This window comes from Actinocorallia sp. A-T 12471 (assembly GCF_033875155.1).
Lineage (GTDB): Bacteria > Actinomycetota > Actinomycetes > Streptosporangiales > Streptosporangiaceae > Actinocorallia.
This window is the reverse complement of sequence record NZ_JAWZTE010000010.1, coordinates 173,813-193,972: the sequence shown is the minus strand read 5'-3', so window position 1 is coordinate 193,972 and position 20,160 is coordinate 173,813. Positions and strand designations below refer to the sequence as shown.

The 20,160-nt window shown below is 71.6% G+C and carries 15 protein-coding genes; 8 read left to right on the top strand and 7 right to left on the bottom strand.

The genetic code is table 11. The features are described from left to right. Window positions 1–557: 557 nt before the first annotated feature. From R9X44_RS25490 to R9X44_RS25480, 3 genes are all read right to left on the bottom strand, one after another. Window positions 558–2,273, bottom strand: coding sequence for a hypothetical protein (locus R9X44_RS25490; protein WP_319816799.1), 1,716 nt, complete (start codon window positions 2,271–2,273; stop codon window positions 558–560). A gap of 93 nt (window positions 2,274–2,366) precedes the next feature. Then, entirely contained in the window at window positions 2,367–2,717 is a 351-nt protein-coding gene (locus R9X44_RS25485) for an arsenate reductase family protein (RefSeq protein WP_319816798.1), read from the bottom strand. Between the two features lie 295 nt (window positions 2,718–3,012). Next, window positions 3,013–3,477, bottom strand: a complete 465-nt coding sequence (locus R9X44_RS25480) for a YbaK/EbsC family protein (RefSeq protein WP_319816797.1) — start codon at window positions 3,475–3,477, stop codon at window positions 3,013–3,015. A 436-nt stretch (window positions 3,478–3,913) separates the two neighbouring features. Here R9X44_RS25480 and R9X44_RS25475 point away from each other — a divergent pair, with 436 nt between their 5' ends. Continuing rightward, window positions 3,914–4,354 carry an SAV_6107 family HEPN domain-containing protein gene (locus R9X44_RS25475; protein ID WP_319816796.1) on the top strand — a complete coding sequence of 147 codons (441 nt, stop codon included), beginning with the start codon at window positions 3,914–3,916 and terminating at the stop codon, window positions 4,352–4,354. Window positions 4,355–7,034: 2,680 nt separating this feature from the next. On the opposite strand, the gene R9X44_RS25470 is transcribed toward R9X44_RS25475, so the two are convergent. From R9X44_RS25470 to R9X44_RS25460, 3 genes are all read right to left on the bottom strand, one after another. Further along, entirely contained in the window at window positions 7,035–7,688 is a 654-nt protein-coding gene (locus R9X44_RS25470; protein WP_319816795.1) for a CE1759 family FMN reductase, read from the bottom strand. Further along, window positions 7,681–8,952, bottom strand: a complete 1,272-nt coding sequence (locus R9X44_RS25465; RefSeq protein ID WP_319816794.1) for an LLM class flavin-dependent oxidoreductase — start codon at window positions 8,950–8,952, stop codon at window positions 7,681–7,683. Before R9X44_RS25465 ends, R9X44_RS25470 begins: the two co-directional genes overlap by 8 nt. A 158-nt stretch (window positions 8,953–9,110) precedes the next feature. Next, window positions 9,111–9,533, bottom strand: coding sequence for a pyridoxamine 5'-phosphate oxidase family protein (locus R9X44_RS25460; RefSeq protein ID WP_319816793.1), 423 nt, complete (start codon window positions 9,531–9,533; stop codon window positions 9,111–9,113). Between the two features lie 140 nt (window positions 9,534–9,673). Here R9X44_RS25460 and R9X44_RS25455 point away from each other — a divergent pair, with 140 nt between their 5' ends. Then, window positions 9,674–11,071 (top strand): MFS transporter, encoded by a 1,398-nt coding sequence (locus R9X44_RS25455; RefSeq protein WP_319816792.1) that lies wholly within the window; start codon window positions 9,674–9,676, stop codon window positions 11,069–11,071. Window positions 11,072–11,123: 52 nt separating this feature from the next. Here R9X44_RS25455 and R9X44_RS25450 read toward each other — a convergent pair whose 3' ends face one another. Next, window positions 11,124–11,618 (bottom strand): transcriptional regulator, encoded by a 495-nt coding sequence (locus R9X44_RS25450; RefSeq protein WP_319816791.1) that lies wholly within the window; start codon window positions 11,616–11,618, stop codon window positions 11,124–11,126. Between the two features lie 356 nt (window positions 11,619–11,974). Between R9X44_RS25450 and pyrR the strand changes: the two genes are divergently transcribed. The 6 genes from pyrR to R9X44_RS25420 all read left to right on the top strand — a co-directional run bounded on the left by pyrR (window position 11,975) and on the right by R9X44_RS25420 (window position 20,134). Further along, complete coding sequence (pyrR, locus tag R9X44_RS25445; protein ID WP_319816790.1) at window positions 11,975–12,544, top strand: bifunctional pyr operon transcriptional regulator/uracil phosphoribosyltransferase PyrR; 570 nt, start codon at window positions 11,975–11,977, stop codon at window positions 12,542–12,544. Further along, window positions 12,541–13,476: an aspartate carbamoyltransferase catalytic subunit gene (locus R9X44_RS25440; protein WP_319816789.1), complete on the top strand. Its 936-nt coding sequence runs from the start codon at window positions 12,541–12,543 to the stop codon at window positions 13,474–13,476. The genes pyrR and R9X44_RS25440 overlap by 4 nt, the downstream gene beginning before the upstream one ends. Continuing rightward, complete coding sequence (locus tag R9X44_RS25435; RefSeq protein WP_319816788.1) at window positions 13,473–14,786, top strand: dihydroorotase; 1,314 nt, start codon at window positions 13,473–13,475, stop codon at window positions 14,784–14,786. Before R9X44_RS25440 ends, R9X44_RS25435 begins: the two co-directional genes overlap by 4 nt. Next, window positions 14,783–15,907, top strand: coding sequence for a glutamine-hydrolyzing carbamoyl-phosphate synthase small subunit (gene carA / locus R9X44_RS25430; protein WP_319816787.1), 1,125 nt, complete (start codon window positions 14,783–14,785; stop codon window positions 15,905–15,907). The genes R9X44_RS25435 and carA overlap by 4 nt, the downstream gene beginning before the upstream one ends. Then, window positions 15,908–19,210 carry a carbamoyl-phosphate synthase large subunit gene (gene carB, locus R9X44_RS25425; protein ID WP_319816786.1) on the top strand — a complete coding sequence of 1,101 codons (3,303 nt, stop codon included), beginning with the start codon at window positions 15,908–15,910 and terminating at the stop codon, window positions 19,208–19,210. A 132-nt stretch (window positions 19,211–19,342) separates the two neighbouring features. Next, on the top strand, window positions 19,343–20,134 hold the full coding sequence (locus tag R9X44_RS25420; RefSeq protein ID WP_319816914.1) for a dihydroorotate dehydrogenase electron transfer subunit: 792 nt from the start codon (window positions 19,343–19,345) through the stop codon (window positions 20,132–20,134). The last annotated feature ends 26 nt before the right edge of the window (window positions 20,135–20,160 follow it).

The following is a 20,160-nucleotide window of genomic DNA, read 5'->3' as shown; positions in this document are numbered from 1 at the left end:
AACCGACTGCGGACCGGACGCATGCGGCCCGTGGCCGCGCACACCTGACACGCGCGGACCAGCCGCATGCGAGCCAGCCGAGTGCGGGTCGGACGTGTGCGGGTCGGACGTGTGCGGGCCAGGCACGGACGGACTGGACACGTGTGAACTGGACGCGTATGGGCCGGACGTGTGCGGACTGAACGCGTCCGTCCCGTGGGCGTGCAGCCCGGACGCGTGCGACCCAGCCGACTGCGGCCCAGCCGCGTGCGGACTGGACACGTGCGGGCCAGCCGCGTGCGCTCGGGCACATACGGACTGGACGCGCGCGAACTGAGCGCGCACGGGTCGGACGCGTGCGGACCGGACGTGGGCGGGCCGTGGGTGGGTGGAGCGGGGCTGCGGGGCGGGCTCGGCGGGGTTGGCGTCCGGGTCAGTGCGGGACGGGCTTGGGGCGCGCGAACTCGCGGGCGGTTCGCCTGTGGCGGGGTGCGGGTGGGCGGGCGGGCGCTGTCGTGGTGCGGGGACAGGTCGGTTCGCCTGCGGGGGTGTGGGGGGTGGGGGCACCGGGCGTCCTCCTACTCGTTCCGCGGGCCGGTTCCGGCACCCGTCAGCCGGGTCGTGGACGCGGTCGCGCCGCCCATCGGCGTCGCACCGAGCACGGTCGCCGCGTCGGCCTGCACGCCGAGCTCAACGGCCTCGGCCCGCACGTCCGCCGCCCACTGGGCGTCAAGGTCAAGCTGTCCCTGCGCGCTGGACAGCGACTCGGCGATCACCTCAAGACGCGCCGGGTCCCCGTCCGCCGCCGCGATCAGCTGCGCGGTCCCCTCAGCCCCCAACCGCTCGTAGTACGCCGCCGTATAGTCCCCGTCGCCCGAGAACTCCCCGAGCTTCTCCCAAACCCCCACATCAACCCCGCCCCCGCTCCCCAACGCCTCAACCGTCGCATACCCATCGACAACACCCCCGGCAACCCCACCCCCACCTTCTCCGCCAGACCCACCGACCCCGTCGGCCCCGGACCCGCCGCCTCCGTCACCTTCGGCCCCGTCACCGGAACCATCGCCCCCCGCCCCGTCCGCCGACTGGCCCGCACCCGAACCATCCCCGTCCGCAGACCCACCCCCGTCACTATGCCCAGAAGATCCCTGATCGTGCCCACTTCCAGATTCATGCCCACCTGACCCATGCTCGGACCCGCTCCCGGACCCGTGCTCGCCAGAGCCCTGCTCGTGCCCGGACCCCGAGTCATGCCCGCTCCCAGACCCGTGCTCGTGCCCGCCGGAGTCATGCCCCGCACCCGAGTCATGCCCGCCGCCCGACTCATGCCCCGAGCCGTGTTCGTGCCCGCCGCCCGACTCGTGCCCGGAACCGGAGTCGTGACCCGTACCGCCTTGATCGTGCCCGCTGCCGGAGTCGTGACCGCTTCCCGACCCGTCGGACCCGTGCTCGTGCCCGCCTCCCGAGTCGTGCCCGGTTCCGGAGCCGTGGTCGTGGCCGCCCGAATCGTGCCCGCTCGATCCCTGGTCGTGCCCATCACCCGAATTGTGCCCGCCGCCGGAGTTGTGCCCGGTGGAGCCTTGGTCGTGGCCGCCGGAGTCGTGCCCGCTTCCGTGGTCACTGCCGGAATCGTGGCCGCTGCCCTGGTCGTGCCCTTCGCCGGGATTGTGCCCGGTGCCCGGGTTGTGGCCGCTACCTGAGCCGTGGTCGGAGGGGTCCTGGCCGTGGTTGTCCGTGCCAGTGCCGGTGCCGCCGCCGGTTCCTGTGCCGCCGCCGGTGCCTGAACCGGTGTCGGGGGTGTCGTCGTTGTGGACTTCGGGGGTTTCGGGGGTGTCTGTTCCGGTTCCGGGGCCGCCGCCTGGTGTGGTGCCCAGGTCGAGGTCGGGGTCGTTCTCCGGGGTCGGGGGGTTGCCCGCGTCCGTGCCCGGGGTGGTGCCGGGTGTGGGTGCGGGGGGCGGGGTGGGGGTTGGGCCGGGGGTGGGGGCTGCGGCGGGGGAGTCGGGTGTGTCGGTGTTGGGAGGGGTTCCTACGGGGATGTCGGGGTCGTCCAGCTGGGTCTGGGCGGCGTCGCGGCGGCGGTTCAGCATGCCGAGCTGGCCGGTTATCCACTGCTGGGCGGCGCGGGCCTCGCGGTAGCCGTTGCCGGCGACGCCGGGCGGCGGGGGATGGGCGGACAGCCACGTGCCGATCTCGTCGGCGGCGCGTTCCATCTGCCGGATCAACTGGGAGAGGGCCGCGGCCTCAACACCGCGGAAGTTCGGGTCTCGACTCGCCGGCCCCGTCCGCATGCTCATCGGCGCGCTCCCCGCCCAAGGACACCTTCCGTGACCTGTGTACCACAGGATCCCCCGCCGCGTCTGCCGGGAACGACCGTCTTGTCGACGGTCTCAGCGGCCCAGTGCGGCCTCGATCGACGCCTCGTCGCGGGCGACGTGCGCGCGTCCGTCGTCGGTGAGGATGATGGGCCGTTGGATGAGCGAAGGGTGCGTCGCGAGAATCTCGATCCAGCGCGCGCGATCGCGTTCGGCGGACTTCAGCCCGAGCTCCTTCGCGACGGGTTCGCCCATCCGCGTGATATCCCACGGCTCCAGTCCGAGCCGCGTAAGGACGTCCTCGAGCTCGGCCGCAGTGGGCGCGTCGTCAAGGTAACGCCGCTCGCTGAACTCGGCTCCGCTCTCGTTCAACGCCGCCAGCGCGGCCCGGCTCTTGGAGCACCTCGGGTTGTGCCAGATCTCCATGGGCCGACCCTACGACCTCCCCCAACCCCGCCCACACACACGGTGCCTTGCTCGCCGCGGCGGCGCGGCCGGGATCGCGCTCGGCGGCGTCGAAGAGCAGCCCGTGCGCCTCGACCCGTCCGCGCGGCTCGTCGGGATCGGTGCCGCGGCCGGCGAAGCCCGCCCGCACACCACGCCGCCCGGCCGCGTGAGGGAGATGACGGCATCGCCCGGACCGTGTACCTGGGAGCCTTGCTCGGCGCTCGGCGCTCGGCGCTCGGCGCTCGGCGCTCGGCGCTCGGTGGAAGTCCTAGGCTTACGCGACTTCGGCGGGGGTTCCGGCGGTGAGTTTGAGGAGTTCTGTGTAGTTCGTCGGGAAGACGGTGTGGGGGTGACCGGCCGCAGCCCAGACCGTGTCGTACTGCTCCAGCGCCACGTCCACGAGCGTGCGGATCGGGGCGGGGTGCCCGACGGGGGAGACGCCGCCGATGGGCTGGCCGGTGGCGTCCCGGACGAACTCGGGAGTAGCGCGCTTGACCTTCGCGGCCCCGACGAGTGCGGCGACCTTCTTCACGTCGACGCGGTGCGCGCCGCTGGTGAGCACGAGCAGCGGCGTGCCGTCGGCGTCGAAGACCAGGCTGTTGGCGATCGCGCCGATCGCGCATCGGAGCAGGTCGGCGGCTGCCTGGGCGGTCGGCGCGGCCTCGTCCAGCTCCACTACCTCGCCGACCGCCCCGAAGGACGCGAGGACGGCGGCGACGTGTGCGGTGTTCGGGTGCATGGGCGAAGCCTAGTAGCGCGCTAGGCGAGGGTCGCACGGGTTTTCCGGGACGCCGAAAGAGCCGTGGGACGGGTTCGCGAAAAAGTTGTCCACAGGCGTCGAAGCGTTCTGTCAGTGTCCTGTGTTCTCATCTGAGTACCCGGTCGACCTGGGGTTCCATGGATCATGGACACGCCGAATCGAACGTATTGACGAACGATCGCGGTTGGGGTTAACTGGGGGCATGTCGAACCGATGTTCGACATGGTGCGGGACTCGCGGCCCGCATCCGAGGCACAGGCGAGACGGCGGCAGCGCAAACCGGCCGGCTCGCTCCGGCCGGGCTGGAGGAGGGGAAGCCTCCGGTCCGGCCGGGCCGCCGAAGGGAAAGGGGCGCGAGGAGTTCGTCCCGGGAGGGGCCGTCCGGCTCCGTCCGGCCGAGAAGGAGGCGAATGCCATGAACGTGCATCCGATGCCTCCGGGTCCGCCGATCCGGAAGGCACCCCCGACCCACGCCCAGCACCTCTTGCGTGACGCGCGCAGGCTCCTCGCGGAAGCCGCCGAGTCCTCCCACCCGAACCTCCGCTACGCCACCGCGCACCTCGCCGCGCTGCGCGCCGCCGCGGCGGTCCTCGCGGTCCGCGGCCCCGTCGCGCCCGCGCGCGGGCGGCCACGCACCGCATGGGTGCTCCTGGAGCAGGCCGAACCACTGCTCGCCCAGTGGGCAGCCTTCTTCGCCGCGGGCGCCCCCACCCGTGCCGCCGCCGAAGCCGGCCTCCCAGGCGCAACGACCCCCGCCGAAGCCGACGACCTCCTCCACAGCACCGAGACCTTCCTGACCGTCGTCGAAGACACCCTGCACATCCCCACCCAACAGTCCCTCCCTCTGACCGGCTAATCCCCCTGCGGCCAGAGGGAGGGACCGCCCCACCCACCCACCCAACCCACCCACGACCTGTCCGCCCCAGACCCGCTCAACCAACGACCCTGTCCCACCCAGACCCCGTCCAACCACGACCCTGTCCGCCCTAGACCCCGCCCAACCAACGACTCTGCCCCACCCACGACGCTGTCTCACCCGACGCCGACCCGTGCTCCCACCGGGCCGAACCCGTGCCACGCTCCGGACCCCGGCACCCAGCCGAGCCCGGACCCGCTCCGGGCCCTGACCTGCGCTCCCATACCGGGCCGAACCTCGGGCCTCGTTCCGGATGCCGCACCAGGCCGAGTCCCGGGCACCGCTCCGGACGCCGCACCCGTCCGAACCCCGGGCCCTGGCCCGCGCTCCCACACTGGGCCGAACTTCGGGCCCGACCCGGACCCGCGCCCGGTCGAGTCCCGGTCCCCGCTCTGGAGCCCGATCCGGCTCAGGTGTCGCGACCCGGGGCCGGTACCACTGCGCTGGCCATGCCCCGGGCCCTGACCTGCGCTCCCATACCTGGGCGAACCTCGGGCCCATTCCGGACGCTGCACCGGGCAGGGTCCCAGGCCCCGCTCCGGGCCCTGGCCCGCGCTCTTACAGCGGGCTGAGCCCCGGGCCCCGCCCCGGACGCTGCACCCGGCTGAGTTTCGGGGCCTGCTCCGGGTTCTGGCGCGTGCTCCCGCACCGGCCGAACCCCGGGCCCCGACGCGCGCTCCACACGGGGCCGAACCTCGGGCCCCGGCCCGGACGCCGCGCCCGGCAGAGTCCCGGGCCATGCTCAGTGCCTGACGCGGGACCCCACACCGGGCCGGACCCCGGGCACCGATGCGCGCTCCCACATGGGGCAGAAACCGGGCCCCCGCTCCGGCCCCCGCTCCGGCCCCCGCTCCGGACCCCGCTCCGGGCAGGGTCCCGTGCCGTGCTCCGGGTTCTGACCTGTGCTTCCATTCCGGGCCGGAGCCCGGGCCTCACTCAGGACGCCGCATCGGGCCGAGTCCCGGGGCCTGCTCCGGGTCCTGACGCGCGCGGTCCCGCACCGGCCGAACCCCGGGCCCCGATGCGCGCTGTCACACGGGTCCGAAGCCTGGGACACGCTTCGGACCCCTCACTGGGCAGAGTCCCGGGCCCTGCTCCGGGTTCTGACCTGTGCTCCCATACCGGGCCGAACTTCGGGCCCCGAGTCGGACGTCGCGCCCGGCTGAGTCTCGGTCCCCGCGTGCCTGACGCGGGGCCCCGCACCGGGCCGAAGCCCGGGCCCCGACGCGCGCTTCCGCACCGGGCCGAAGCCCGGGCCCCGACGCGCGCTCCCACACAGGGCCGAAGCCCGGGACGCGCTCTGGACGCCGCACTGGGCGGAGTTTCGGGGCCTGCTTCGGGGCCTGGCGCGTGCTTCCGCACCGGCCGGACCTCGGGCGCTGACGTGTGCTCTCGTGCTGGGTTGAAGCTCGGGTGCCGAGCCGGGCGTTGCGGTTGGCTGAGTACCGGGGCTTGCTCTGGAGGTTGGTCTGGCTTAGGGATTGCGGAGTGGGACGGTAGTACTGCGGTGGCCATGCTCTTGGCGTTCGTGTTGCGCTCGCGGAGCAGCGGTGTGGTGTGTTTGGGCGGGGTGGTGTTGTTAAGTGAGTGTGTGACGGGGTTGCTGGGCCGTGTGGGGTTGTTGTTCTTCATTTGGGTGAGCCGCTGCGGGTCGGGCCTGTGGCGCATTTGCTTGTTGACGTGGGGGAGTGCGGTGATGCGCGGTGTGTGCATGAGTTGGAGGGTTGCGCGCTGCCGTGGGGGGCGAAGCCCGGTCGGGCAGGGGCCTGAAGGGCCGAACCGGCCTCTGGACCCTTCTGGACGCTCGCCTGGGCCCGCCCTCTGGAGTGCGTCCCCCTGGGTGTGGGGGCCTTGCCGGAGATGTTCGGCGACTTGGGCTCGATGGTGAGAACGGGCTGTAGAAGGTGTTCGTTCGGGTTGGTGAGGGTGTGCGTGCTGCTGTGCTGCGCCTGCGCAGGGGGCCGCTATGTCGGGCACTGCCTTCTTGCCCTGAACTGGCTGGTCCCGGCCCCAGACCGCGACCAGGGATCGCGTGCCGGACTGCTGGCGTCGGGCGTTTTCGCTGACGTTTCCGTCGCGTTCGAGGCCGACCTGTGCTCTCGCAGCGGCCGGGGTGACAGTTGGCTCGTGGTTTGACGCGGTGTGGGATTGGGATCTTGGGGCGCTTTAGGGGCTCAGGGTTGTGCTTGCCTGCGGGTCTGTCGCGTTGGACGGTGGTCTGCGGTTCTGGCCTTGGCTGCGACCCCGGCTGCAAGCCTGACCCTGGCGTCGGCTGCGACTCCGCTCTCGGCGGCGACCCTGACCCTGGTCGCGGCCCTGGCGTCGGCTGCGACCCCCGTCGCAACCCCGACCCCCGCGTCGGCTGCGACTCCGATCCCGGCCGCGGTCCTGACTCTGGTCGCGGCCGTGACCCTGGACTCGGCCGTGACTTCGGACTCGGACTTGGGCGTGGGCCTGGGTTGGGGGTGCGGGCGGGATGCTGTGTGCTGTTGGGGGGGCTGCGATGGGGTGTTGTGTTTGATGGGGAGGGGGCGGCTGGGTCGGAGGTGGGTTTGGGGGGGTTGTGACGGTGTGTTGGGCTTGTGGCTGTGTGGGTTGTGGGGGGTGCGGGTTTTGGGGGTTAGGGGGGTGGGGGGAGGAGGTGGGTCATGGGGGTGAAGTTGGTGAAGTTGTCTTTGGGGGTGGGGGTGGGGGTGGGGGAGGGGGAAGGGGTGGGGAGGAGGGAGTGGGCCAGGGCGGTGGCGGCGGTGTGGGTTCGGGTGGTGAGGGGGGTGGTGTGGGGGGCGGTGGTGGGGGAGCCGAAGTCTTCGGAGGCGGCGAAGACTGAGGTGGGGAGGGGGGTGGCCTTCAGGTAGGTGAAGAGGGGGCGGAGGGTGTAGTCGATGGCCAGGGAGTGACGGGCTGTGCCGCCCGTCGCGCCTAGGAGGACGGGGACGCCCGCGAAGGCGCCTTCGTCTATGACGTCTATGAAGGACTTGAAGAGGCCCGCGTAAGAGAGGTTGAAGATAGGGGTGACGGCTATGACGCCGTCGGCGGCCTTCACCAGGTCGATCGCCTTCTGGAGGCGTTCGTTCGCGAAGTGGGTGAGGGTCGCGTCGACGATGTCGTGGGCGAGGTCCTTGACCTCGATGACGTCGGTCGTGACCGCGCGTCCGTAGCTCTCCAGGACGTCGCGGGTGGCGGAGGCGAGCCGGTCGGCGAGCATCCGGGTGGACGACGGGACGCTCAGCCCCGACGAGATCACCGCGAGACGGATCGGGCGCGCGTCACTCATCTTCGGTTCCCTTCTCGGCGGACTCGCGTCCGGCGGCGGACTCGGCGAGGCGGGCGCGCTCGAGGCGGTCCTTCAGCTGGGCCTCGCGCAGGGCCTGCTCGCCGCCCTCGGCGGTGAGGCCGGTCCAGTTGTCGCCGGTGCCGAAGCGGTAGGCGTCGGAGTACGGGGGCGCGCCCTCGGCGGCGCGGGCCGCGTCGCGGGCGGCGACGAGGGAGGCGTGCGTGGGCCCGTCCGGGACGTGTGCGGGCCGCTTCGCGTCGAGCTCCCTGCGCAGCACCGGGACGATCTGGGTGCCGAGGATCTCGATCTGCTCGAGCGCGGTCTTGTGCGGCAGGCCCGCGTGGTCGACGAGGAACAGCTGACGCTGGTAGTCCCCGACGTGGTCGCGCATCGACAGGTAACGCTCGATGACCTGGTCGGGCGACCCGACGGTCAGCGGCGTGTCGCGCGTGAAGTCCTCGAGCGACGGCCCGTGCCCGTAGACGGGCGCGTTGTCGAAGTAGGGCCGGAACTCGCGGACGGCGTCCTGGCTGTTCGGCCTGGCGAAGAACTGCCCGCCGAGCCCGACGATCGCCTGGTCGGCCGAGCCGTGGCCGTAGTGCTCGAAGCGCTGCCGGTAGAACTCGACCATCTGCTTGGTGTGCCGGATGGGCCAAAAGATGTTGTTATGAAGGAACCCGTCGCCATAGAACGCGGCCTGTTCGGCGATCTGCGGGGAGCGGATCGAGCCGTGCCAGACGAACGGGGCGACGCCGTCGAGCGGGCGCGGGGTCGAGGTGAACTGCTGGAGCGGCGTGCGGAACTTGCCCTCCCAGTCGACGACGTCCTCGGTCCACAGCCGGTGGAGCAAATGGTAGTTCTCGATCGCGAGGTTGATGCCCTCGCGGATGTCCTGCCCGAACCACGGGTAGACGGGTCCGGTGTTGCCCCGTCCCATGACGAGGTCGACGCGCCCGCCCGACATGTGCTGGAGCATCGCGTAGTCCTCGGCGATCTTGACCGGGTCGTTGGTCGTGATCAGCGTGGTCGCGGTCGACAGCAGCAGGTCGGTGGTCTGTCCGGCGATGTAGCCGAGCGTGGTGGTCGGCGACGAGGTGACGAACGGCGGGTTGTGGTGCTCGCCGAGCGCGAAGACGTCGAGCCCGACCTGTTCGGCGAGCTTCGCCATCTCCACGATGCCGCGCAGGCGTTCGTGCTCGGTCGGAATCCTCCCGGTGGTCGGGTCCGGGGTGATGTCGGCGATGCTGAAGATGCCGAACTGCATGGTGACGGCTCCCTCCGGGCTCCGGGTCCGGCACCGCGCCGGCCCAGGTGGTTGAAGGTTGAACTATCTCACGCCCACCCCTATTCCCGCCGGAAACCGCCCCCGTCGGGCCGGGAGCGCGGACGGTTGAGCGCCCCCGCTCCCGGCCCGCGCCGGCGTCAGAGGTTCCCCAGGTCGGAGGAGATCCAGTGCTCGGGCCGCATCCTGATCACCACCGACGGCCCGTGCTCGCGCAAGGCGCTCTCGACGTACGCGTCGACCTGGTCGGGCGGCAGATAGCGCGCTGAGATCTCCTTCAGCTGCTCGAGGGTCGCCTCCTCGGTCGACGTGACGGGCCCCTCGACGCCCACGTAACGGATCGTCGGCGACAGCCTGTCGATCATCAGCGTGAACCTGCCGGACTCGGCGATGCGCTTGGCCTTGCGCGAGTCGCGTCCGGTGAGGATCCACACCTCCTCGCCCGGCGCGTACTGGTACCAGACCGGCACCGTCAGGGGCCCGCGCCCCGGTTCGGCGACGGACAGGGCGGCGACGTGCGGTTCGGCGAAGAAGGTCTGGCGTTCGTCGCGGGACAGCGGCATCGGTGCGGCTCCTCGGGCTGGCTCAACGGGTTCGACGGGGTCGGCGGCACCGCCCCCCTGTTCCCCTTCCCCGATCCCGCGCGAACCCACCCCCACCCCAGATCCCCACATATCCGGCAAAGGTGAGAATCTATCGCCTTATGAACAAGCGCTGGGGCAGCCGAGGACTCGTCAGGACACTCGCTTTCCTCGGCGTCGTCGCCTACGCGATGCCGGTCGCGGTGATGACCCCCGCGCTGCCCGTCGTCCAGGCCGAGCTCGGCGCGAGCGCGGCGGGCGCGGCGTGGAGCATCACCGCGATCACCCTGAGCGCGGCGGTCGCGACGCCGGTGATCGGCAGGCTCGGCGACCTCTTCGGGGCCCTGCGCGTCATGCGGTGGGTGCTGCCGCTCGCCCTCGTCGGCCAGGCCGTGACGGCCCTCGCCCCGAACCTCCCGGTCCTGCTCGCGGGACGTGCCCTCGCCGGTGTGGGCAGCGGCGTCTTCCCGCTCGCGTACACGCTCATCCGCGCCCACGGTAAGGAACGCGCGATATCCGGCCTCGGCGTGATGTCGTCGATGCTCGCGCTGGGCGGCGCGGCGGCCTGGGTGGTGGCGGGGCCGGTGATCGACCTCGCGGGCTGGCGCTGGCTCGTCGCGGTGCCCGCCACGCTGCTGCTCGTCGGCACGTTCCTCGCCCGACGGCTTCCGGAGACCGACGGCAGCCCGGGCCAGCGCGTCGACTGGTGGGGCGCGGTCCTGTTCGCGGGCTGGATGGGCGCGGGCCTCACCGGCCTCACCCAGGGCCTGTCGTGGGGGTGGACGTCACCGGGCGTCCTCGCGCTCGCGGGGGCGGCCGTCGCGCTATGCGGGGTGTGGGTGCGGGTCGAGGCGCGGGTGCCGCAGCCGCTCATGGACCCCAGGATGCTGCGGCTGCGCGGCGTGTGGACGGCCAACCTCGGCTCGATCATCGCCGGTTTCTGCCTGATGGCGGCGGGCGTCCTCATGCCGCTGCTGGTCCAGGCCCCAGAACGCGACGGGTTCGGCTTCGGCGGCACCGCGACCGACACCGCACTCGTCGCCCTCCCGGCGAGCATCGCGATGACGGCGTCCGGCATGCTCGCCGCCCTGCTCGCGCGCGGGATCGGGGCCCGCGCGGTGCTCGCGGCGGGCGGCGTCCTCACCGCCGCGTCCTACGCGATGATGCTCGCCCTGCACGCCGAGCTGTGGCAGCTGATGGCCGCCAACGCGGTGCGCGGCGCGGGACTCGGCCTCGCCTACGCGGCCGTCGCGACCCTCGTCGTCGCGGCGGTCCCGATGGCGCAGACCGGCGTCGCGACCGGCGTCAACACCCTCCTGCGGACGGTCGGGGCGGGCCTCGGCACCCAGGCGACGGCGGTCATGGTCGCCGCCTTCGCGGGCGCGCGCCAGGGCTTCCTGCTGGCGTTCGGCAGCTGCGCGGTGCTCGCCCTCGGCGTCGTCGCGGCGGCGGTCCTCGCCCCGCGCCCGGCCAAGGCCGCGTCCCCCGAGACGGGACGGCTTCCCGAGCCCGCCTCCTAAACGCAAAAATGGCCCGGTCCAACAATGTGGACCGGGCCAAGTCAGGGAGGCGTCAGAAACCCTCGACGGCGCGGCGCGCCTCGGCGTCGAGCACGCCCCAGCTGATCAGTTCCTCGGTCAGCTCCGCCGGGGACTTGTCGTAGATGACGGCAAGCGAACGGAGGTCCTCCTGACGGATCGACAGGACCTTCCCGTTGTAGTCGCCCCGCTGTGACTGGATCGTCGCGGCGTACCGGGCGAGGGGGCCTGCCTTGTCCTTCGGAAGCTGGGTGAGCCGCTCAAGGTCGATGACGAGCTTGGGCGTCGGGCCCAGGGGGCTCGGCGCGGCACCGCCGGGGAGCAACTCGTTGACGGGCACGCCGTAGAACTCGGCGAGCTCGTTCAGCTTCTGAACGGTGACGGCGCGGTCGCCACGCTCGTACGAACCGACGACGACGGCCTTCCAACGGCCGCGCGACTTCTCCTCCACTCCGTGCAGGGACAGGCCCTGCTGGGTCCGGATGGCACGAAGCCGTGCGCCCAGAGCCTTTGCGTATTCAGACGGCATCTTTGCGGCCCCCAGGCTCACTCTCATAGTCGTGGTTCTCCCAGGGCGTCCGGCACGGGGTCGGATGACCACCCTGAGTACGGTTACGGACAGTGACGGTAAAACGGAGACGGCCAAAGGTCAAGCTGTTCGGAAAAATCCGGTCGAATCTGTCACGGACTTCTGACCCTCCGCGAGTCGAAAGCCCCCTCGGGCAGGAGGTTATCGGCAGTGACCCCTTCGCCCCGTGTGACCCCTCTCACCTGCTGTTATGGAGGAGCCGCCGGGGACGACGCAGGATGACGGTACTGCTACCGTGAAGAGGACATGGCGTCCTTTAAGCCCCGTCCCGTGAGGCGGGAAAGGAGGTTGGTGCAGTGACCGCTGCCCAAAGCCAGGACGCGCCCTACAAGGCAGTCCTGGAGGCCCCGGAGATCCGCCGGGCGCTCACCCGTATCGCGCACGAGATCCTCGAACGCACCAAGGGCGGCTCTGACGTCGTCCTGCTGGGCATCCAGACGCGGGGAGTGAACCTCGCGAGGATGCTCGCCGAGCGGTTCCGCGAGGTCGAGGGTCTGGAGATCCCGTGCGGGTCGCTCGACGTGACGATGTACCGCGACGACCTGCGCATGAAGCCCGCCAGAGCGCTCACCAAGACCGAGCTCCCCGCGGAGGGCATCGACGACAAGATCGTCGTCCTGGTCGATGACGTGCTCTACTCCGGCCGCACGATCCGCGCGGCCCTGGATGCCCTGAACGACCTGGGCCGTCCGCGCGCGGTCCAGCTCGCCGTGCTGGTCGACCGGGGGCACCGCGAGCTGCCGATCCGGGCCGACTACGTGGGCAAGAACCTGCCGACGTCGAGCCAGGAGACGGTCCGCGTGCTCCTGCGCGACGTCGACGGGCGTGACGCGGTCCTGCTGGGGCCGAAGGGGGACGGCAAGTGAAACGGCATCTGATCTCGGCCAAGGACCTCAGCCGTGACGACGCGCTGCTCGTCCTCGACACCGCCGAGGAGCTGACGAGGGTCACCGAGCGTTCGGTGAAGAAGCTCCCGACGCTGCGCGGCCTGACGGTGGTGAACCTGTTCTTCGAGGACTCCACCCGCACCCGCATCTCGTTCGAGGCCGCCGCCAAGCGCCTGTCCGCCGACGTCATCAACTTCTCGGCCAAGGGATCGAGCGTCTCCAAGGGCGAGTCCCTGAAGGACACCGCGCTCACCCTCGAGGCGATGGGCGCCGACGCCGTCGTCATCAGGCACGGCGCCTCCGGCGCGCCCTACCGGCTCGCCGACTGGATCAACGGCAACGTCATCAACGCCGGCGACGGCACCCACGAGCACCCCACCCAGGCCCTCCTCGACGCCTACACGATGCGCCGCCACCTCGGCTCGCTGGACGGCCGCAAGATCACGATCGTCGGCGACGTCCTGCACAGCCGGGTCGCCCGATCCAACGTGCTGCTGCTGTCCACGCTGGGCGCGGAGGTCACGCTGGTGGCCCCGCCGACGCTGCTGCCGGTCTCGATCGGCACCTGGCCGTGCAAGGTCTCCTACGACCTCGACTCGGTCCTGCCCAAGAGCGACGCCGTCATGATGCTGCGCGTGCAGCGCGAGCGCATGAACGCCGCATACTTCCCGACGGTCCGCGAGTACAGCCGCAGGTACGGCCTGTCGGCCGAGCGGTACTCGCACCTTCCCGAGCACGCCATCGTCATGCACCCGGGCCCGATGAACCGGGGCGTGGAGATCGCCGCCGAGGTCGCCGACTCGGCCCGCTCGACCATCGTCGAGCAGGTCGGCAACGGCGTCAGCGTGCGCATGGCAGTCCTGTACCTGCTGCTGGGCGGCGCCCAGCCCGCGATCGGAGCCGACAAGTGAGCCTGTACCTCATCCGGAACGCGAGCATCCTGGGCGGGGAGGCCCGGGACATCCTGGTCCGGGACGGCGAGATCGCCGAGATCGGCGTCGGGATCGAGGCCCCGGCGGCCGAGGTCGTGGAGGCGTCCGGGCTGGTCGCGCTGCCGGGCCTCGTCGACCTGCACACGCACCTGCGCGAGCCGGGCCGCGAGGACAACGAGACAGTCCAGTCCGGCACGCAGGCCGCCGCCAAGGGCGGTTTCACCGCGGTGCACGCGATGGCCAACACCACGCCGGTCGCCGACACCGCGGGCGTCGTGGAGCAGGTGTGGCACCTGGGCCAGGAGTACGGCTACTGCGACGTCCACCCGGTCGGCGCGGTCACCGAGGGCCTGGCGGGCAAGAAGCTCGCCGAGCTCGGCGCGATGGCCGAGTCGGCGGCTGGCGTGCGGGTCTTCTCCGACGACGGCCACTGTGTGGACGACGCCGTCATCATGCGCCGCGCGCTGGAGTACGTGAAGGCGTTCGACGGCGTCGTCGCCCAGCACGCCCAGGAGCCGCGGCTCACCGAGGGCGCGCAGATGAACGAGGGCGAGGTGTCCGACCGGCTCGGCCTGCGCGGCTGGCCCGCGGTCGCCGAGGAGTCGATCATCGCGCGCGACTGCCTGCTGGCGGCGCACGTCGGCTCCCGCCTGCACGTCTGCCATGTCTCGACGGCAGGTTCGGTGGAGATCGTGCGCTGGGCCAAGTCCAAGGGCTGGAACATCACCGCCGAGGTGACCCCGCACCACCTGTTCCTCACCGACGCGTGCTGCGAGCACTCGCCCCTCGGCCGTTCCTACGACCCGATCTACAAGGTCAACCCTCCGCTGCGCACCCAGCGCGACGTGGACGCCCTGCGCGCGGGCCTTGCCGACGGCACCATCGACTGCGTCGCCACCGACCACGCCCCCCACGCCGTGGAGGACAAGGAGACCGAGTGGGCCGACGCCGCCATGGGAATGATCGGCCTGGAGACCGCGCTGAGCGTGGTGCAGGCCGCCATGGTCGACACGGGGCTGCTCGACTGGGCCGGCGTCGCCGACCGCATGTCCGCCAAACCCGCTGAGATCGGACGCCTGACGGGCCAGGGCCGCCCGCTCGAGCCCGGCTCCCCGGCCAACATCACCCTCTACGACCCGGCCTACCGCGCTCAGGTGGACGCGACGGTGATCAACTCCTTCGCCTCCAAGAGCCGCAACACCCCGTACGCCGGTCTCGAACTGCCCGGACGGGTCGTCGCCACGTTCCTGCGCGGCCGCCCCACGGTGCTGGAAGGAAAACTCGTATGACGCAGGCCATGCTCGTCCTTGAGGACGGACGGGTGTTCTATGGGGAGGCGTTCGGCGCTGAGGGGGAGACCTTCGGCGAGGTCGTCTTCAACACCGGGATGACCGGGTACCAGGAGACGCTTACCGACCCCTCCTACCACCGGCAGATCGTGGCGATGACCGCGCCGCACATCGGGAACACCGGGGTGAACGACCTCGACCCCGAGTCGCGACGGGTGCAGGTCGCCGGATATGTCGTGCGCGAGCCCGCGCGGGTGGCGTCGAACTGGCGGGCGCAGCGGTCGCTGGACGCCGAGCTGAAGGCGTACGGGGTCGTCGGCATCGCGATGCCCGGCACGCGTGCGCTGACCCGTCACCTGCGCGATCGCGGGGCGATGCGCGCCGGGATCTCGTCGGTGGAGAGCGACCCGCGCCAGCTGCACGCCCGCGTGCTGGCCAGCCCGCAGATGGCCGGGGCCGACCTGGCGGCCGAGGTCGCCACCACCGAGCCCTATGTGGTGCCCGCGCGCGGTGAGGCGCGCTTCCGCGTCGCCGCCGTCGACCTGGGCATCAAGGCGATGACCCCCTACCGGATGGCCGAGCGCGGCTGCGAGGTGACGGTCCTGCCCGCGACGGTCACCGCCGAGCAGATCCTGTCGCTGAACCCCGACGGCGTCTTCTTCTCCAACGGCCCCGGCGACCCGGCCACCGCCGACCGGCAGGTCGAGGCGCTGCGCGGCGTGCTGGCCTCCGGCACCCCGTTCTTCGGCATCTGCTTCGGCAACCAGATCTTCGGCCGCGCGCTGGGCCTTGGCACCTACAAGCTGCGCTTCGGGCACCGGGGCGTCAACCAGCCGGTGCAGGACAGGCGCACCGGACGGGTCGAGATCTCCGCGCACAACCACGGCTTCGCCGTCGACGCCCCCCTCGACGGGCCCTTCGACACCCCGTACGGCCGCGCCGAGGTCTCCCACGTGAACCTGAACGACGGCTGCGTCGAGGGGCTGCGGCTGCTCGAGCGGCCCGCCTTCTCCGTGCAGTACCACCCCGAGGCCGCGGCGGGCCCGCACGACTCGACAGTCCTGTTCGACCAGTTCTGCGCCCTGATGCAGCACGCCCGCAACCTCAAGGAAGGTGTCTGAATGCCGCGGCGCGAGGACCTGAAGTCCGTACTGATCATCGGCTCCGGCCCGATCGTCATCGGCCAGGCGTGCGAGTTCGACTACTCGGGCACCCAGGCGTGCCGGGTGCTCAAGGCCGAGGGCCTGCGGGTCATCCTGGTCAACAGCAACCCCGCGACGATCATGACCGACCCCGAGTTCGCCGACGCGACCTACGTCGAGCCGATCACCCCCGAGGTCGTCGAGAAGATCATCGCCAAGGAGCGCCCCGACGCGCTGCTGCCGACGCTCGGCGGCCAGACCGCGCTGAACTGCGCGGTCGCCCTGCACGAGGCGGGCGTCCTGGAGCGTTACGGCGTCGAGCTGATCGGCGCGAACTTCGACGCGATCCAGCGCGGCGAGAACCGCGAGATCTTCAAGGGCATCGTGGAGGAGCTGGGCGCGGAGGTCGCGCGCAGCATCATCTGCCACACGATGGACGAGGTGCTGGCCGCCGCCGGGCAGCTCGGCTACCCGCTGGTCGTGCGCCCGTCGTTCACCATGGGCGGCCTGGGCTCGGGCTTCGCCTACACCGAGGACGACCTCCGCCAGATCGCGGGCGCGGGCCTTGCGGCGTCCCCGACCAGCGAGGTGCTCCTCGAGGAGTCGATCCTCGGCTGGAAGGAGTACGAGCTCGAGCTGATGCGCGACCGCAACGACAACGTCGTGGTGGTCTGCTCGATCGAGAACCTCGACCCGATGGGCGTGCACACCGGCGACTCCATCACCGTCGCCCCCGCGCTGACCCTCACCGACCGCGAGTACCAGCACATGCGCGACGTGGCCATCGCGGTCATCCGCAAGGTCGGCGTGGACACCGGCGGCTGCAACATCCAGTTCGCGGTGCACCCGTCGACCGGGCGCATGATCGTCATCGAGATGAACCCGCGGGTGTCGCGCTCGTCGGCGCTGGCGTCCAAGGCAACGGGCTTCCCGATCGCCAAGATCGCCGCGCGTCTCGCCGTCGGGTACACCCTTGACGAGATCCCGAACGACATCACCAAGGTCACCCCCGCCTCGTTCGAGCCGGTGCTGGACTACATCGTCGTCAAGGTGCCGCGGTTCGCGTTCGAGAAGTTCCCCGGCGCCGACCCGACGCTGACCACGCACATGAAGTCAGTCGGCGAGGCCATGGCGATCGGCCGCAGCTTCCCCGAGGCGCTGCAGAAGGCGCTGCGCTCCCTCGAGCAGAAGAACGCCTCGTTCTCCTGGGACGACGTCCCGCCGCTGGAGCAGCTCCTCGAGTCGATCCGCGTCCCGCACGACGGCCGTCTGCACGAGGTCCAGCAGGCGCTGCTGGCCGGCGCGACGATCGAGCAGGTCTACGCCATCACCGGCATCGACCCGTGGTTCCTCGACCAGATCGCCGGGATCAACGAGATCGCCGCCGACATCCGCCTGGCCGACGACGCCCTCACCGCGCCGAAGCTGGTCCGCGCCAAGCGCGCTGGCTTCTCCGACGCGCAGATCGGGCAGCTGCGCGGCCTGAACGAGGCGGTCGTACGCGAGGTCCGTTACGCGCTCGGCGTCCGGCCCGTCTACCTGACCGTGGACACCTGCGCCGCCGAGTTCGCCGCGCAGACCCCGTACATGTACTCCTCCTACGACGAGGAGACCGAGGTCCCGCCCGGCGGCAAGCCGAAGGTCCTCATCCTGGGGTCGGGCCCCAACCGCATCGGGCAGGGCGTGGAGTTCGACTACTCCTGCGTGCACGCCTCGTTCACGCTCGCCGAGGCGGGCTACGAGACGGTCATGGTCAACTGCAACCCCGAGACCGTCTCGACCGACTACGACACCTCCGACCGGCTGTACTTCGAGCCGCTCACCCTTGAGGACGTGCTCGAGGTCGTCCACGCCGAGCAGCAGACGGGGACCGTCGCGGGCGTGATCGTCCAGCTCGGCGGCCAGACCCCGCTGGGCCTCGCGCAGCGGCTGAAGGACGCGGGCGTGCCGATCGTCGGCACCAGCCCCGAGTCGATCCACCTCGCCGAGGACCGCGGCGCGTTCGGCCAGGTGCTCGCCGAGGCCGAGCTTCCCGCGCCCAAGCACGGCACCGCCGTGGCCGTTGACGAGGCCGTCGCGATCGCCAACGAGATCGGCTACCCCGTCCTGGTCCGGCCGTCCTACGTGCTCGGCGGACGCGGCATGGAGATCGTCTACGACGACGCCGCCCTCATCGCGTACATGGACACCGCGACCGAGGTCAGCGCCGACCGGCCAGTCCTCGTCGACCGCTTCCTCGACGACGCCATCGAGATCGACGTCGACGCCCTGTTCGACGGCGAGGAGCTGTACCTCGGCGGCGTCATGGAGCACATCGAGGAGGCCGGCATCCACTCCGGCGACTCCGCGTGCGCGCTTCCGCCGATCACGCTGGGCCGTCAGGACATCGAGCGCATCCGCGAGTCCACCCTTCGGCTCGCGCGCGGCATCGGCGTGCGCGGCCTGATGAACGTCCAGTACGCGCTGTCGGCGGGCGTCCTGTACGTCCTGGAAGCCAACCCGCGCGCTTCGCGGACCGTGCCCTTCGTGTCCAAGGCGACGGCCGTGCCGCTCGCCAAGGCCGCCGCCCGGGTGATGCTGGGCGCGTCCATCGCGAGGCTGCGCGCCGAAGGCGTCCTGCCGAAGGAGGGCGACGGGGGAGACCTGCCCCTTGACGCGCCCATCGCGGTCAAGGAGGCCGTGCTCCCGTTCAACCGGTTCCGCAACGCCGAGGGCCAGGGCGTCGACACCGTGCTCGGCCCGGAGATGCGCTCGACCGGCGAGGTCATGGGTATAGACGAGGTCTTCGGCACCGCCTACGCCAAGTCGCAGTCGGCCGCCTACGGTTCGCTGCCGACCAAGGGACGCGCGTTCGTTTCGGTCGCCAACCGGGACAAGCGGCACATGATCTTCCCGGTGAAGCGGCTCGCGGACCTCGGTTTTGAGATTCTTGCCACCGAGGGAACCGCCGAGGTGCTGCGGCGCAACGGCGTCCGTGCCAAGATCGTCCGTAAGCACAGCGAGGGCCCGGGACCGGACGGCGAACCCACCGTCGTGCGGCGCGTCCTCGACGGCGAGGTGGATCTCATCGTCAATACTCCGTTCGGCGACGGCCAGTCCGGGCCCCGCCTCGACGGCTACGAGATCCGCACCGCCGCGGTGCTGCGCGGCATCCCGTGCGTGACCACGGTCCAGGGCCTCGCCGCCGCCGTCCAGGGCATCGAGGCGGTGACGCGCGGGGACGTGGGCGTCCGCTCCCTGCAGGAGCACGCGCAGCGGCTCAGCGGCGCGCGCGAGGACTAGCCGGGGGCGCGTACCGGCAACAGAACAGTCGAGAGGGAGGCCGCCATCTCCACCGAGGCATCCGGCGGGACGGGACCCGTCCAGTCGCCCGGGACCGTCCTCACGGTCCGGCAGGTGGCGGCCTACCACGCGATGACCGTGGTGGCCCCGGCCGTCGCCGAGCGGTTCAGGCCGGGGCAGTTCGTCGCGGTCGCCGTCGGCGGTGAGCACACCTCGCTGCTGGCGCGGCGCTGCCTGCCGGTGTACGAGGTCAAGCCGGACTACGGCGGCACCGTCGAGTTCGTCTTCGCCGCCGACGACCCCGGCAGCCGGTGGCTCGCCTCCCGCCGCTCCCGCGACGCGCTCGACCTCATCGGGCCGCTCGGCCGCCCCTTCCCGCTGCCGCGCGACCCCGCCTCCTGCCTGCTCGTCGGGGGCGCGCACGGCTCGTCCGGGCTGTTCGCGCTCGCCGACGCGCTGCGCCAGCGCGACTGCAAGGTGCACTTCGTGCTCGCCGCCCCGCACGCCCACCAGGTGTACGGGGCGCTCAGCGCCCAGCGGATCGGCGACAGCTCCACGGTCATCACCCGCGACGGCTCCCTCGGCACCGCGGGCATGGTCCCCGACCTGCTGCCCGCGATCATCGACCGGACCGAGGCCGACGTCGTCTACGCCGCGGGCCCCACCGGCATGCTCAGCGCCGTCAGCGGCATCGCCTCGTCCCTCGGCATCCCCTGCCAGGTCAGCCTCGGCGAGCTGCTCGGCGAGACCGGCGCGTGCGGCATCGGCGTGTGCGCGTCCTGCGTCCTGCCCGTCATCGGCGACGACGGCCACACCCGCATGGTCCGCGCCTGCGCCGAGGGCCCCGTCCTGCGCGGCGAACGCGTCCGCTGGACCGACCTCGGCACGATCCCCCTCGACGCCCTGGGCGGGCCGCGCGGTTGATCGAGTCGACCTGCTCCTAGGAGGAG

Excerpts from the sequence above, each read along its gene's own strand:
- carB (WP_319816786.1), top strand. The coding sequence starts at position 15,908 with ATGCCGCGGCGCGAGGACCTGAAGTCCGTACTGATCATCGGCTCCGGC.
- R9X44_RS25460 (WP_319816793.1), bottom strand. The coding sequence starts at position 9,533 with ATGCCGCTGTCCCGCGACGAACGCCAGACCTTCTTCGCCGAACCGCAC.
- R9X44_RS25485 (WP_319816798.1), bottom strand. The coding sequence starts at position 2,717 with ATGGAGATCTGGCACAACCCGAGGTGCTCCAAGAGCCGGGCCGCGCTG.
- R9X44_RS25465 (WP_319816794.1), bottom strand. The coding sequence starts at position 8,952 with ATGCAGTTCGGCATCTTCAGCATCGCCGACATCACCCCGGACCCGACC.
- R9X44_RS25420 (WP_319816914.1), top strand. The coding sequence starts at position 19,343 with ATGACCGTGGTGGCCCCGGCCGTCGCCGAGCGGTTCAGGCCGGGGCAG.
- R9X44_RS25470 (WP_319816795.1), bottom strand. The coding sequence starts at position 7,688 with ATGAGTGACGCGCGCCCGATCCGTCTCGCGGTGATCTCGTCGGGGCTG.
- R9X44_RS25490 (WP_319816799.1), bottom strand. The coding sequence starts at position 2,273 with ATGAGCATGCGGACGGGGCCGGCGAGTCGAGACCCGAACTTCCGCGGT.
- R9X44_RS25450 (WP_319816791.1), bottom strand. The coding sequence starts at position 11,618 with ATGCCGTCTGAATACGCAAAGGCTCTGGGCGCACGGCTTCGTGCCATC.
- R9X44_RS25480 (WP_319816797.1), bottom strand. The coding sequence starts at position 3,477 with ATGCACCCGAACACCGCACACGTCGCCGCCGTCCTCGCGTCCTTCGGG.
- R9X44_RS25455 (WP_319816792.1), top strand. The coding sequence starts at position 9,674 with ATGAACAAGCGCTGGGGCAGCCGAGGACTCGTCAGGACACTCGCTTTC.
- R9X44_RS25475 (WP_319816796.1), top strand. The coding sequence starts at position 3,914 with ATGAACGTGCATCCGATGCCTCCGGGTCCGCCGATCCGGAAGGCACCC.
- carA (WP_319816787.1), top strand. The coding sequence starts at position 14,783 with ATGACGCAGGCCATGCTCGTCCTTGAGGACGGACGGGTGTTCTATGGG.